The 12,594-nt window shown below is 55.9% G+C and carries 12 protein-coding genes; 3 read left to right on the forward strand and 9 right to left on the reverse strand.

Going from position 1 to position 12,594, the window contains the following annotated elements; genetic code table 11:
* Positions 1–77: 77 nt before the first annotated feature.
* Both hydN and hypF read left to right on the forward strand, forming a co-directional pair.
* Positions 78–623 carry an electron transport protein HydN gene (gene hydN, locus J1G48_RS05025; RefSeq protein WP_001078791.1) on the forward strand — a complete coding sequence of 182 codons (546 nt, stop codon included), beginning with the start codon at positions 78–80 and terminating at the stop codon, positions 621–623.
* 145 nt (positions 624–768) lie between these two features.
* A complete protein-coding gene (gene hypF / locus J1G48_RS05030) occupies positions 769–3,009 on the forward strand; it encodes a carbamoyltransferase HypF (protein WP_000963441.1) in 2,241 nt (746 codons plus the stop codon).
* A 96-nt stretch (positions 3,010–3,105) separates the two neighbouring features.
* Here the strand turns inward: hypF and norW are convergent, their stop codons facing one another.
* Together norW and norV are read right to left on the reverse strand one after the other, a co-directional pair.
* Positions 3,106–4,239: an NADH:flavorubredoxin reductase NorW gene (norW, locus tag J1G48_RS05035; protein WP_000086329.1), complete on the reverse strand. Its 1,134-nt coding sequence runs from the start codon at positions 4,237–4,239 to the stop codon at positions 3,106–3,108.
* A complete protein-coding gene (norV, locus tag J1G48_RS05040) occupies positions 4,236–5,675 on the reverse strand; it encodes an anaerobic nitric oxide reductase flavorubredoxin (protein ID WP_000026010.1) in 1,440 nt (479 codons plus the stop codon). Before norV ends, norW begins: the two co-directional genes overlap by 4 nt.
* A 185-nt stretch (positions 5,676–5,860) precedes the next feature.
* Here norV and norR point away from each other — a divergent pair, with 185 nt between their 5' ends.
* On the forward strand, positions 5,861–7,381 hold the full coding sequence (gene norR / locus J1G48_RS05045; RefSeq protein ID WP_000010816.1) for a nitric oxide reductase transcriptional regulator NorR: 1,521 nt from the start codon (positions 5,861–5,863) through the stop codon (positions 7,379–7,381).
* Here norR and gutQ read toward each other — a convergent pair.
* From gutQ to srlA, 7 genes are all read right to left on the reverse strand, one after another.
* The gene (gene gutQ / locus J1G48_RS05050) at positions 7,378–8,343 is read right to left on the reverse strand and encodes an arabinose-5-phosphate isomerase GutQ (protein WP_001278208.1); all 966 of its coding nucleotides are present in this window, start codon (positions 8,341–8,343) and stop codon (positions 7,378–7,380) included. The genes norR and gutQ overlap by 4 nt on opposite strands.
* Entirely contained in the window at positions 8,336–9,109 is a 774-nt protein-coding gene (srlR, locus tag J1G48_RS05055; protein ID WP_000804536.1) for a glucitol operon DNA-binding transcriptional repressor SrlR, read from the reverse strand. The genes gutQ and srlR overlap by 8 nt, the downstream gene beginning before the upstream one ends.
* Positions 9,110–9,306: 197 nt before the next feature.
* Positions 9,307–9,666 carry a transcriptional regulator GutM gene (gene gutM, locus J1G48_RS05060; protein ID WP_000255198.1) on the reverse strand — a complete coding sequence of 120 codons (360 nt, stop codon included), beginning with the start codon at positions 9,664–9,666 and terminating at the stop codon, positions 9,307–9,309.
* Positions 9,667–9,742: 76 nt separating this feature from the next.
* On the reverse strand, positions 9,743–10,522 hold the full coding sequence (srlD, locus tag J1G48_RS05065) for a sorbitol-6-phosphate dehydrogenase (protein ID WP_001077372.1): 780 nt from the start codon (positions 10,520–10,522) through the stop codon (positions 9,743–9,745).
* Positions 10,523–10,533: 11 nt separating this feature from the next.
* On the reverse strand, positions 10,534–10,896 hold the full coding sequence (srlB, locus tag J1G48_RS05070) for a PTS glucitol/sorbitol transporter subunit IIA (RefSeq protein ID WP_000111553.1): 363 nt from the start codon (positions 10,894–10,896) through the stop codon (positions 10,534–10,536).
* 11 nt (positions 10,897–10,907) lie between these two features.
* Positions 10,908–11,879 carry a PTS glucitol/sorbitol transporter subunit IIB gene (locus J1G48_RS05075; protein WP_000199039.1) on the reverse strand — a complete coding sequence of 324 codons (972 nt, stop codon included), beginning with the start codon at positions 11,877–11,879 and terminating at the stop codon, positions 10,908–10,910.
* The gene (gene srlA / locus J1G48_RS05080) at positions 11,876–12,439 is read right to left on the reverse strand and encodes a PTS glucitol/sorbitol transporter subunit IIC (RefSeq protein WP_000573335.1); all 564 of its coding nucleotides are present in this window, start codon (positions 12,437–12,439) and stop codon (positions 11,876–11,878) included. The genes J1G48_RS05075 and srlA overlap by 4 nt, the downstream gene beginning before the upstream one ends.
* Positions 12,440–12,594 lie beyond the last annotated feature (155 nt).

A 12,594-nucleotide genomic window follows, 5' to 3' on the forward strand; every position in this document is an offset into this window, starting at 1 on the left:
CTTAAATAACAATGAAATAAAAATTGGCACGATTCGTGTATATATCGGCACATCATCTGTTATTGCTGGAGAATTTGATGAACCGTTTCATCATTGCAGACGCGAGTAAGTGCATTGGTTGCCGTACCTGTGAAGTGGCTTGCGTCGTATCCCATCAGGAAAATCAGGATTGCGCATCGCTGACCCCTGAAACCTTTTTACCTCGTATCCATGTCATCAAAGGCGTGAACGTTTCCACGGCAACGCTGTGTCGCCAGTGTGAAGACGCGCCGTGCGCCAACGTTTGCCCGAATGGCGCCATCAGCCGTGACAAAGGCTTTGTTCATGTGATGCAGGAACGCTGCATTGGCTGTAAAACTTGCGTAGTGGCATGTCCTTACGGCGCCATGGAAGTGGTGGTACGTCCGGTGGTTCGCAATAGCGGCGCGGGGCTGAACGTGCGTGCCGAAAAAGCCGAAGCCAACAAGTGCGATCTGTGTCACCACCGTGAAGCCGGTCCGGCCTGTATGGCCGCTTGCCCAACGCACGCCCTAATCTGCGTGGACCGCAATAAGCTTGAACAGCTGAGCGCGGAAAAACGCCGTCGCGCGGCGCTGGATTCAACGGCATCGCTGCTTTTCTGATTTCTGCGATTGCGCGTAGAATACGCCACAAAGCATTGCCGGATGGCGGCATCAATGCCTTATCCGGTCTACGGTCCGTGCGGTTGTAGGCCTGATAAGCGTCGCGCCATCAGGCATCCGGGTTCGATGATGGCGGGAAAATAAGATGGCGATAGACACACCTTCCGGCGTACAGCTACGCATTCGGGGCAAAGTACAGGGCGTCGGTTTTCGTCCTTTTGTCTGGCAGCTGGCGCAGCAGTTGCGATTACACGGCGACGTGTGTAATGACGGCGACGGCGTCGTCGTTCGGCTGCTGGAAGAGCCGTCGCAATTTATTGCCGCGCTCTATCAGGATTGCCCGCCGCTGGCGCGCATTGACAGCGTTGAACACGCGTCGTTGGTATGGGAGCGCGCGCCGACGGATTTCACCATTCGTCAGAGCGCAGGCGGTTCGATGAACACGCAAATCGTGCCGGATGCGGCGACCTGCCCGGCATGTCTTGCCGAGATGAATACCCCAGGCGAGCGGCGCTACCGTTATCCTTTCATCAATTGCACCCACTGCGGACCACGCTTCACCATTATTCGCGCTATGCCCTATGACCGGCCATTTACGGTGATGGCGGCGTTTCCCTTGTGTCCGGAATGCGACAGCGAATACCGCGATCCGTACGATCGCCGTTTTCATGCCCAGCCCGTTGCCTGTCCGTCATGCGGGCCGCATCTTGAGTGGCGGAGCCAACATGAGCGAGCGGAAAAAGAGGCGGCTTTGCAGGCGGCGGTCGCCCAACTGAACGCCGGAGGCATTATTGCCGTTAAAGGGCTGGGGGGGTTTCATCTGGCCTGCGATGCGCGCAACGATAACGCAGTGGCGATGCTGCGGGCGCGTAAACATCGCCCGGCGAAACCATTGGCGGTGATGTTGCCCACGGCGCAAACGCTGCCGAGCGCGGCGCGTTCGCTGCTGACCACGCCAGCGGCCCCGATTGTACTGGTGGATAAGCAGTATGTACCTTCGCTGAGTGAGGGCATCGCGCCAGGACTTACGGAAGTGGGCGTGATGCTGCCAGCCAACCCATTGCAACACCTCTTGTTGCAGGCGCTCAATTACCCGCTGGTGATGACATCCGGCAACCTGAGCGGCAAACCGCCCGCCATCACCAACGAACAGGCGCTGGACGATTTACACGATATTGCCGATGGTTTTCTGTTGCATAATCGCGACATTGTACAGCGCATGGACGACTCTGTCGTGCGCGACAGCGGCGAAATGCTGCGTCGTTCGCGGGGATACGTGCCGGACGCGATTGCGTTGCCGCCCGGATTTCGCGATGTGCCGCCGATACTTTGTCTGGGCGCGGATCTGAAAAACACGTTCTGTCTGGTACGCGGCGAACAGGCGGTTGTCAGCCAGCATTTAGGCGATCTCAGCGATGACGGTATCCAGGCGCAGTGGCGCGAGGCATTGCGTCTGATCCAGTCAATCTACGATTTTACGCCAGAGCGTATCGTCTGTGATGCGCATCCGGGCTATGTTTCCAGTCAGTGGGCCAGTGAGATGCGTCTGCCGACAGAGACGGTGTTACACCATCATGCCCATGCGGCGGCTTGCCTGGCCGAGCATGGTTGGCCGCTGGACGGTGGAGAGGTGATTGCCCTGACGGTAGACGGTATCGGCATGGGTGAGAATGGCGCGCTATGGGGCGGAGAATGTTTGCGGGTCAATTATCGCGAGTGCGAACATTTAGGCGGTTTACCCGCCGTGGCGCTGCCGGGAGGCGATCTGGCTGCCAAACATCCGTGGCGTAATCTGTTGGCGCAGTGCCTGCGCTTTGTGCCGGACTGGCAGGATTACCCGGAGACTGCGGGGCTGCAACAGCAAAACTGGAATGTCCTGGCGCGTGCCATTGAGCGCGGCGTCAATGCCCCGTTGGCCTCTTCCTGCGGGAGGTTGTTCGACGCGGTGGCTGCCGCGCTTCGCTGCACGCCAGCATCGCTTAGCTATGAGGGCGAGGCCGCCTGCGCGCTGGAGGCGCTGGCCTCTCAATGCGCTAACGTTGAGCATCCGGTAACGATGCCGCTTAACGGCGCTCAACTGGACGTCGCCGTTTTCTGGCGGCAATGGTTGAACTGGCAGGCCACGCCCGCGCAACGCGCCTGGGCTTTTCATGATGCGCTGGCGTGCGGGTTTGCCACGCTAATGCGCCAGCAGGCTACGGCGCGGGGGATAACCACTCTGGTCTTCAGCGGCGGGGTGATACACAACCGCTTACTTCGCGCGCGTCTTGCCTTTTATCTTTCTGATTTTAAATTGTTATTTCCGCAGCGGTTACCGGCGGGCGACGGCGGACTGTCGTTTGGACAGGGCGTGATTGCCGCAGCGCGAGCGTTAAGGGAAGTGTAGGGCACCGGATGGCGGCTGCGCCTTATCTGGCCTGCAAACAGATGCTCACTCGTAGGCCGGATAAGACGCGAAGCGGCGCCATCCGGCATCACAGGCTTATACGGACAACGTTTTCAGCAGTGCAAAGGCCTCTTTCATGCGGTCTTCACTCACCACAAAGGCGCGTAGTTGGCCTTCTCCGCTCATGCCTTTGGCAATCATACCGTCAGATTCTGCGGTAATCTGCCAGCTCAAATCGCTGCGCTGAGTTTCTCCCGCCAGATGCAGCGGCAGTTCCGGCGTTTTGACTTTGACCAGCATCGCCGGTAGCTTCAGCGGCGCGTTGCCGCCAAGCAGATTTTTCGCCAGGTACATCGCGCTTAACTGGATCGGTTGCAGGAAGGGCAGCACCTGACCGTTGATCTCCGCGCAGTCGCCGATCGCATAAATATCCGGGTGACTGGTCTGTAGATAGCTATCCACGCAGACGCCGCGGTTGACGGCTACCCCGGCGCGGCGCGCCAGAGCGGTTTCCGGGCGTAAGCCGGTGGCGGCAATCACCGCATCGACCTCAATACTATGCTGGCTTACCAGCGTAGCGCGGATACCGGCTTCGGTTTTCTCCAGTTTTTGCAACTGCGATTTCAGCAGCAGATGCACCCCCATATCGGTCAGGTGATGCTGTAAGCGACTGCTCACTTCTGGTGGCATCAGTGAGGCGAGAAGGCTGGCGGCGTTATCCATCAGCGTTACCGTTTTCCCGGCGCGGCAGAAATCCATCGCTAATTCACTGCCAATGAGACCGCCGCCGACAATCAGCACTCGCTGCGCGTCGCGCAGTTGTGTCTCACAGGCGCGGTACTCCTGCTGGCTATTCAAAGTAAGCATTAACTCACGTCCTGCAATCGGCGGCACAAAGGCTGCCGCCCCGGTCGCCAGTACCAGCTTGTCGTACTGCCACTGCTTATCCTGACTTTTCACCACATGGGCATCGGCATCAATGTCAGCAACCCAGGTATGCGGGAACAGTCGCAGATTAAACTGTTCAGCAAATTCCCCCGCTAACTGGCGGGTGAGATCATCGGCGCGCTGCGACTGGCTGATAACGTGGCTGAGATCGGGCTTGTTGTACTCATCCATGCTGTCCGCCGCAATCAGGGTTAACGGCACATGCGCATCTTGTTTACGGATATTTTTGACGAGCTGGCGGGCGGCGAAGCCCGACCCAATAATGATGATTCCCCGACTCATTTTGCCTCCGTCGCCAGTACGTCGAACACGTCTTTACCTAATGAACATTCCGGGCACAGGAAGTTATCCGGCACGTCGTTCCACGGCGTACCCGGCGCGACATCCTGCAACGGCTCGCCCAGCGCAGGGTCGTAAATCCACTGGCATACGCTGCATTGCATTTTGGGGCCGAAGTCTGCGGCGGCGCAGGTTGTGGTTTCTTCGACTGGCGCGGTTTTCTGTGTGGTTTCCGGCAGCGGAGCAAGCGCCCACTGACGCGCGATGTCGCGACCGTGCTGACGGCACAACTCCAGCGCATCCAGATCCGGACGCCATTTCGCTTTCAGACTCAGGGACATTTCAAAACCGGCATCCTGTAAGCGCGTGGACAGTCGATCCACCGCGCCGCCGCTCCAGCCATGAGAACCGAAGGCGCTGGCGCGTTTGTTGCGAAAGCGCAGGCCGGTCATCTCTTCCACCAGACCAGCGATTTTCGGCATCATCACGTTGTTCATGGTAGAAGTGCCGACCAGCACGCCTTTCGAACGGAAGACATTGGTCAGTATTTCATTTTTATCGCTGCGGGCGACGTTAAAGATTTTGACCGCCACGTTCGGGTCCACTTCATTGATACCCTGCGCGATGGCATCCGCCATCATGCGAGTATTGTTCGACATGGTATCGTAGAAAATAGTGATACGATCTTCCTGATAATCTGCCGCCCATTTCAGATACAGTTCCACGATTTGCGTTGGGTTGTCGCGCCATACCACGCCGTGTGAGGTGGCAATCATATCCACCGGCAGGTTGAAGCCGAGGATTTCGGTAATTTTTGGCGTTACCAGACGGCTGAACGGCGTCAGGATATTGGCGTAGTAGCGCTGGCATTGTTCAAACAGTTCGGTTTGGTCCACTTCATCATTGAACAGGCGCTCGTCGCAGTAGTGCTGACCAAAGGCGTCGTTGCTGAATAACACCGCGTCGCCGGTCATATAGGTCATCATGCTGTCCGGCCAGTGCAGCATCGGCGTTTCCACGAAGATCAACTGCTTGCCGTTGCCGATATCCAGCGTATCGCCGGTTTTCACCACCTTAAAATTCCATTCCGGGTGATGGTGATGGCCGTTGATAGAGTCAATGGCGTTGGCGGTACAGTAGATAGGCGTGTCCGGGATCTGCGCCATCAGTTCGGTCAGCGCGCCTGCATGGTCTTCTTCGGCATGGTTAATGATGATGTAGTCGATATCCGCGAGGTCGATTTCACTGCGCAGATTTTGCACAAACTCACGGCTAAACTTATGATCGACGGTATCGATCAGCACATTCTTTTCTTCACGAATGAGATAGCTGTTATAGCTGCTGCCGCGCAGCGTTTTGTATTCAGTGCCGTGAAAATCACGTACTTCCCAGTCGCGCTGGCCAACCCAATGAATATTATTTTTAACCAGAATAGACATAACCACCTCAATTCATTCAACGTTTACAAAAAGTTGTTTTGCTTATTGCAGGTAGTGTGCCAATTTTACATCTTATTGATTTATATGAATTTATAATAAGTTTGTATTTTTGATATAGTCAAAAAGACTATAAATGATGCTGTCAATATGACACTATAGGTTGTCAAAATGACAATGAGGTAACCATGAGTTTTTCCGTGGAGGTATTGGCGGGCATCGCCATTGAGTTACAACGCGGCATTGGGCATCAGGATCGTTTTCAGCGGCTGATTACTACGCTGCGTCAGGTTCTGGCGTGCGACGCCTCGGCGCTGTTGCGTTATGAATCACGACAATTTATTCCACTGGCGATTGATGGCCTGGCGCAGGACGTTCTCGGCAGACGTTTTACCCTGGAAGGGCATCCGCGCCTGGAAGCCATCGCTCGCGCGGGGGACGTGGTGCGTTTTCCGGCTGATAGCGATTTACCCGATCCGTATGACGGGTTAATTCCCGGACAGGAAAGCCTGAAAGTCCACGCCTGTGTTGGTCTGCCGCTGTTTGCCGGACAGAACCTCATCGGTGCGCTGACCCTTGATGCTATGACGCCGGAGCAGTTCGAGGTATTTAGCGATGAAGAGCTGCGGCTTGTCGCCGCGCTGGCCGCCGGGGCATTGAGCAATGCGCTGTTAATTGAACAACTGGAAAGCCAGAACATGCTGCCGGGGTCGTCAGGCGTGTTTGAACCGATAAAAGAGACGCACATGATCGGCCTGTCGCCGGCGATGACGCAGTTGAAAAAAGAGATCGAGATTGTGGCGGGCTCCGATCTTAACGTGCTGATCGGCGGTGAAACGGGGACTGGTAAAGAGCTGGTGGCGAAAGCCATTCACCAGGGCTCCCCCAGAGCGGTCAATCCGCTGGTCTATCTCAACTGTGCCGCGCTGCCGGAAAGCGTGGCGGAGAGCGAGTTGTTTGGTCATGTAAAAGGGGCTTTTACCGGGGCTATCAGTAATCGTAGCGGTAAGTTTGAAATGGCGGATAACGGCACGCTGTTTCTGGATGAGATTGGCGAACTGTCGCTGGCGCTACAGGCCAAGCTACTTCGCGTGTTGCAGTATGGCGATATTCAGCGCGTCGGCGACGATCGTAGCCTGCGCGTGGATGTGCGGGTGTTGGCGGCGACCAACCGTGACCTGCGTGAAGAGGTGCTGGCGGGGCGTTTTCGCGCCGACCTGTTCCATCGCCTGAGCGTTTTCCCGCTCTTTGTGCCGCCGCTGCGCGAGCGCGGCGATGATGTGGTGTTGCTGGCGGGCTATTTTTGCGAGCAGTGCCGACTGCGGCTGGGGCTGTCCCGCGTGGTACTGAGTCCCGGCGCGCGCCGCCATTTGCTCAACTATGGCTGGCCGGGCAACGTCCGGGAGCTGGAACATGCCATTCACCGTGCGGTTGTACTGGCGAGAGCGACCCGGGCAGGGGATGAGGTGGTACTGGAGGAGCAGCATTTTGCCTTGTCAGAGGACGTTTTACCCGCGCCGTCTGCGGAAAGCTTTCTGGCGCTGCCTGCCTGCCGCAATTTGCGCGAATCGACGGAGAACTTCCAGCGAGAGATGATTCGCCAGGCGCTGGCGCAAAATAATCACAACTGGGCGGCCAGTGCGCGGGCGCTGGAAACCGACGTCGCCAACCTGCATCGGCTGGCGAAGCGTCTGGGACTGAAGGATTAGATAATCCCCGCCTGGTAGAAATCCTGCAGGTTAATGGCGCCGGTGAGTTTGCCGTTTTCATCGACCACCGGCGCGGCGGTAATTTTGCGTTTCATCAGGAGCTCTTTGGCGTCAATGGCGCGGCTTTGCGCCTGGAGCGTAATACCGTTGGGCGTCATGGCTTCGCTTACCGGCGTGGTGAGCGCGCCGCCGCCCACCAGCCAGCGACGCAGGTCGCCGTCGGTAAAGACGCCTTTCACAACATGTTGCTCATCGCAAACCGCCACCAGCCCCAGCCCGGTACGGCTAAGTTCCAGCATGGCATCCATCACGCTGGTGGCGAGCATTACCTGCGGTATTGCATCGCCCTGGCGCATCAGGTGATGCACATTATTGAGCAAACGCGCGCCCAGTGCGCCAGCCGGATGCGAACGGGCGAAATCTTCTTCGTTAAAACCGCGCGCCTGCATGACCGCCATCGCCAGCGCATCGCCCATCATCAGCGTATTGACGGTACTGGATGTCGGCGCCAGATGCATCGGACAGGCTTCACGCTCGACGGAAATATCCAGAACGGCTTTTGCCGCTCGCCCCAGCGGAGAGAGAGGTTTACCGGTCATCGCCAGCAGCGCGACGGATTTATCTTCCAGACGCGGGATGATGAGGTCGAGTTCTTTTGCGCCGCCGGAATAGGAGATAAATAACATCACATCGCGGCTTTCAATCATCCCCAGATCGCCATGCAGTGCTTCCGCCGGATGAACAAAAAAAGCGGGAGTACCGGTACTGGCAAGCGTCGCGGCGATTTTTTTACCAATATGACCTGATTTACCAATACCGGAAACGATCACTTTGCCTTCACAGTGAATAATGATATTGGCGGCGCGGACAAAATCATCGCCCAGACGCTCCGGCAGACGGCTGGCTTCTTGTAGCTCCAGCATTAAGGTCTGACGGCCCGCGTTTAGTAGTGCATCACTCATTGCTTTCTCCGGTTATGATTACTTCAATCCCTTTTGCTTCCAGCGCCTGACGAAATGCCGGATCGATACCCGCGTCCGTGATCAGTTTGTCGACGGTTTCCAGACTGCACACCACATTGGGGCTTTTACGACCAAATTTTGAGGAGTCCGCCATCAGAATCACCTCGCGTGCTGCATTGCACATTGCGTTACTGACGGTGTAAACCTCATTGAACGTGGTCACACCGACGTTCAGGTCAATACCGTCAGTTCCCATGAAAAGTTTATCAAAGCTGAATTGCTCAAAGGCGTTTTCCGCCAGTTGACCGTGAAACGACGCCGATTTTTTACGGAAGGTGCCGCCGGGCATCAGGATAGTTTGTTCGTTGTCCAGTTCCGATAGCGCGTTGACAATATGGAGGCTGTTGGTCATCACCGTGATGTTGCTAAAACGCGAAAGCAACGGCACCATCTGTAACACGGTACTTCCGGCGTCCAGAATAATGGAATCGCCATCATGGATATATTTCACAGCGGCTGCGGCTATCAGCGCTTTTTTGTGGGTGTTGATAAGCGTTTTGTGATCAATAGGCGGATCGGACTCTTCTTTATTCAACACCACGCCGCCATAGGTGCGGATGACGGTTCCGGCATTTTCCAGAATGACCAGATCTTTACGGATAGTGGTGCCTGTCGTGTCAAAGTACTGGGCCAGTTCTTCAACCGAGCATTTTCCCTGTTTTTGCAGGTGCTCCAGAATCGCGGCCTGACGCTGACGAGGTTTCATAGGCGTGATTACCCTGACTTATGTATTTACCCGTCATACTTCACGCTGCATGTGCGTTGGCTTTCCTCGCTCACCCCGGTCACGTACTGATGTACGCTCCTGGGATTCACTGCGTTGCCGCCTTCCTGCAACTCGAATTATTTAGGGTATTGGTTGCAAAATGATAATTTCGCAAGCTATACGCATTCACAACGAAATTACCCATGTTTCAGTTTAAGCGCCAATGATAGTGCATTCTGCGCGAGCGAATCATGGGGAAAGATCACATCAGGCTGTAATTCATGCAAATGTTTTCCTTGCATTGCGGCAATTTTAACCGGTCTGGCGAATACCGTAAGGCCTTTCATCAATAAAGTGTCCGTCACCCGCTGCTGTTCGTCCAGCGCCACGGCAACCACCACCCGGGGCTTAAAACGCCCGCCGGAGCGCCCGACGCCGACCCGCCCCTGTTGGCTAAGTTTATCGAAGGCCCGATTAAAGCGGGAAATCTGCCAGCCGCCCAGCGCCAGTTGCGCACACCAGGCGATAACGGCGACGGTAATCAGAGTGGAAACCATAATGTGCTCCTGTTGTTTTGCCGGATGGCGGCGTAACCGTCTTATCCGGCTTACGGCGCCATCCGGCAATTCACGGTCAGAACATCACTTGACCGCCGGTTACGTTGATCGACTGCCCGGTGCAATAAGACGCTTTCGGGCTGGCATAAAATAGCAGCATGTTCAGCACATCCTGATAATCACACCCGCGTTTGAGCGGTACTTTATCAATGTAATACTGTTCCACCTCGTCGGGCTTAATGCCCAGTTTAGTGGCGTATTGCGGCAGCAGTGACTGGAACATCGGCGATTTCAACAGGTTGCCGAGCATCAACGAGTGTACGGTAATGCCGTATTCCGCCAGATCCAGCGCCAGAGACTGGGTTAACCCCACGCCGCCGAATTTCGCCGCGCTGTAGCCGGAGTTGTGTTTACTGCCCACTTTGCCGGATTTAGAGTTAATCTGAATAATGCGCCCCTGAATGCCGTCGCGGATCATCAGGCGGGAAAACTCACGGGCGCAGAGGAAATAGCCCACCAGATTCACCTGTAGCGAGCGGTCAAAATCGCCCAACTGGAAATCGCTGATAAACGCCGCTTTGGCGATACCCGCGCTGTAAACCAGCAGATCGACGCGCCCGAAAATCTCGTCTACGCCGCGGGAAAGCGCCAGCACGCTCTGCTCGCTGGTGGCGTCGGCGCCAAAACCGTACGCCATACCTTCGCCAAAATCGGCGTTAATTTCCTGGGCGACATTCGCGGCTTTATCGCTTTGAATATCAACGACCGCCACGCGGTATCCTTCTTCTGCAAGCCCACGGCAAAGGAATGCCCCCAGGGTCTGGCCTCCGCCAATGACAACGGCAACTTGATTCATGTTTTTTCTCCTTAAGCGACAAACGTCAAAATACAGCCCGGCGCGATATCGTCCGGTACAGGCCCCGCAACGTGTACGGTGCCGGGAAATTCTGCTTCGCGCAGACCATCGAAGCGCAAAGTGATATGCCCCAGTTCACGCAGGTTTTGCTCGGCTACGCTGCCGACCGCCGTGACCGGATAGCAATGTTGACCCAATTCACACCGCGCGCCAGGCTGCAGCGCGCCGGTCAGTTCGCCATGACAATGGATGAAGCAAAATTCTTCGATATCCGCCGGCGCGCCTTCCCGAAACGTAATCAGCATCTGTTCGCCGAGCGCCTCCTTCGCGCTCTGGCCGATACGGGTGATGGTGGTTTGATAAATCACGCTCATGTCTGAACCTCTTATTGATAGATAAAGCCGGAAACAAACCAGGCGATAAGTACCGTGGGCGCGCCAGTCAGGAAGCGTCCGACCAGCACAGAAGGTACGCCGACGCGAACGGTGTCTTGTTTCGCTTCCGCCAGTGACAGGCCGACCGGGATAAAGTCGCAGGCCGCCTGCGCGTTAATCGCGAACAGGGCGGGAAGCGCCAGATGCGGGGGGATATTGCCCAGGCCTATCTGAACGCCGATCAGGACGCCAATGACCTGAGCGATAACCGCGCCAGGGCCGAGAAAGGGCGACAGCAGCGGGAAAGAGCAGATCAATGCCAGCGTCACCAGCCCCAGTGGATGGCTGGCTAATGGCGCCAGGCCGTGGGCGATCCAGTCGCCAAGACCTGAGGCCATAATGATGCCGATCAGCGCCGAAACGAACGCCATAAACGGCAGGATTGTTTTCAGGACCGTATCAATGGTGTCGCGACCGGACTGGAACAGTACCGCCACGGCGGAGCCCATTCCCATACCGACTTTTGCCAGCAGCCCGTCGCTCTGCTCGGTGATTTTTTTGCTGGTGTCGTAGTCACGTCCTAATGTCGTTTTGGCAGGCTGAGGACTGGCAGGCGTTTCGCCGACAAGAGTAATGTTTTCTTCTTTTACGCCGGAGACATAAATATCCTCAACAATATACTGCGCCAGTGGGCCGGACTTACCCGTCGAGTGAATATTAATGGTTGGAATCCGGCGTTTCGGATAGATACCGCAGCGCAGCGTACCGCCACAGTCGATAATGGCCGCGCCGATCTCCGCTTCCGGCGGTTCGCCTTCTTTAAAGCCGTCCACCGCTTGCCAGCCTGTTAGTTGCGCCAGTTTGTCGACGATCGCCGGGCGCGTACCGGCTGTGATATAGACGATCTTTTTGCCTGGCGTAACGTCCAGTTCAAGCGGGCCGCCCCAGCCGCCGGCGCCTTTCTCAATACGAACCCGTGTCATGATACCGCTCCTGTCAGATGAACTTTCTGCTCAAGTTGAATCCCCATTTTTTTCTCAAAAATAGCGGTGGTGAGATCGGTGACCCAACCGCGGAAGAAGTTCGTCACCAGACCTACCAGCAGATAGCTCACCGCGAGCGGGCCGAGAGGAAGCCCTAACGTGGTGAGTCCGCTGGCGATCCCCAGATAAACAAACAGTTCGCCGGGATTGATATGCGGAAACAGACCGTTCATGGAGTGACAGCTATAGGAGGCCGCCGCGTAATAGCTCGGCTTGTACTTCTCCGGCATAAAGCGTCCCAGACTCAGGGTCATCGGATTACAAAAAACAAACGTTCCGATAAACGGTAAAAGCAGGTAGCGGGATAGCGGATTTCCGGCGCAGCGTTGGGCAAAACGCTCAATACGCTGCTGGCCGATAAAATTGATGAGCGCATTCATGATAACCAGCAGGCTTATCAGTAGCGGAAGAATACCTGTCACCATACCGGTAAACACCTCTCCGCCTTTCTGGAATAACCCGATGAACCACTCCGCACCATGTGTAATGGTTTCGATCATTGTTCTCTCCTGTAGGGTTTTCAGTTTTCTTGCTAATTTCCTGTTCATTGTAATCATGTTGAAAGATTCAAAAGTGTTATTGTGATCGCAAAATAAAAGAAAAATATTTTAAGTTGAAAGATTGCGGGAGTGGGGGAGCGGATACAAACTGAAAA

It is taken from the genome of Salmonella sp. SAL-020 (assembly GCF_017372215.1).
Classification (GTDB): Bacteria; Pseudomonadota; Gammaproteobacteria; order Enterobacterales; family Enterobacteriaceae; genus Salmonella; species Salmonella enterica.

What these genes read in the sequence shown, in the direction of transcription:
- hydN (WP_001078791.1), top strand. Translation starts at nt 78, where the DNA reads ATGAACCGTTTCATCATTGCAGACGCGAGTAAGTGCATTGGTTGCCGT.
- hypF (WP_000963441.1), top strand. Translation starts at nt 769, where the DNA reads ATGGCGATAGACACACCTTCCGGCGTACAGCTACGCATTCGGGGCAAA.
- norW (WP_000086329.1), bottom strand. Translation starts at nt 4,239, where the DNA reads ATGAGTCGGGGAATCATCATTATTGGGTCGGGCTTCGCCGCCCGCCAG.
- norV (WP_000026010.1), bottom strand. Translation starts at nt 5,675, where the DNA reads ATGTCTATTCTGGTTAAAAATAATATTCATTGGGTTGGCCAGCGCGAC.
- norR (WP_000010816.1), top strand. Translation starts at nt 5,861, where the DNA reads ATGAGTTTTTCCGTGGAGGTATTGGCGGGCATCGCCATTGAGTTACAA.
- gutQ (WP_001278208.1), bottom strand. Translation starts at nt 8,343, where the DNA reads ATGAGTGATGCACTACTAAACGCGGGCCGTCAGACCTTAATGCTGGAG.
- srlR (WP_000804536.1), bottom strand. Translation starts at nt 9,109, where the DNA reads ATGAAACCTCGTCAGCGTCAGGCCGCGATTCTGGAGCACCTGCAAAAA.
- gutM (WP_000255198.1), bottom strand. Translation starts at nt 9,666, where the DNA reads ATGGTTTCCACTCTGATTACCGTCGCCGTTATCGCCTGGTGTGCGCAA.
- srlD (WP_001077372.1), bottom strand. Translation starts at nt 10,522, where the DNA reads ATGAATCAAGTTGCCGTTGTCATTGGCGGAGGCCAGACCCTGGGGGCA.
- srlB (WP_000111553.1), bottom strand. Translation starts at nt 10,896, where the DNA reads ATGAGCGTGATTTATCAAACCACCATCACCCGTATCGGCCAGAGCGCG.
- J1G48_RS05075 (WP_000199039.1), bottom strand. Translation starts at nt 11,879, where the DNA reads ATGACACGGGTTCGTATTGAGAAAGGCGCCGGCGGCTGGGGCGGCCCG.
- srlA (WP_000573335.1), bottom strand. Translation starts at nt 12,439, where the DNA reads ATGATCGAAACCATTACACATGGTGCGGAGTGGTTCATCGGGTTATTC.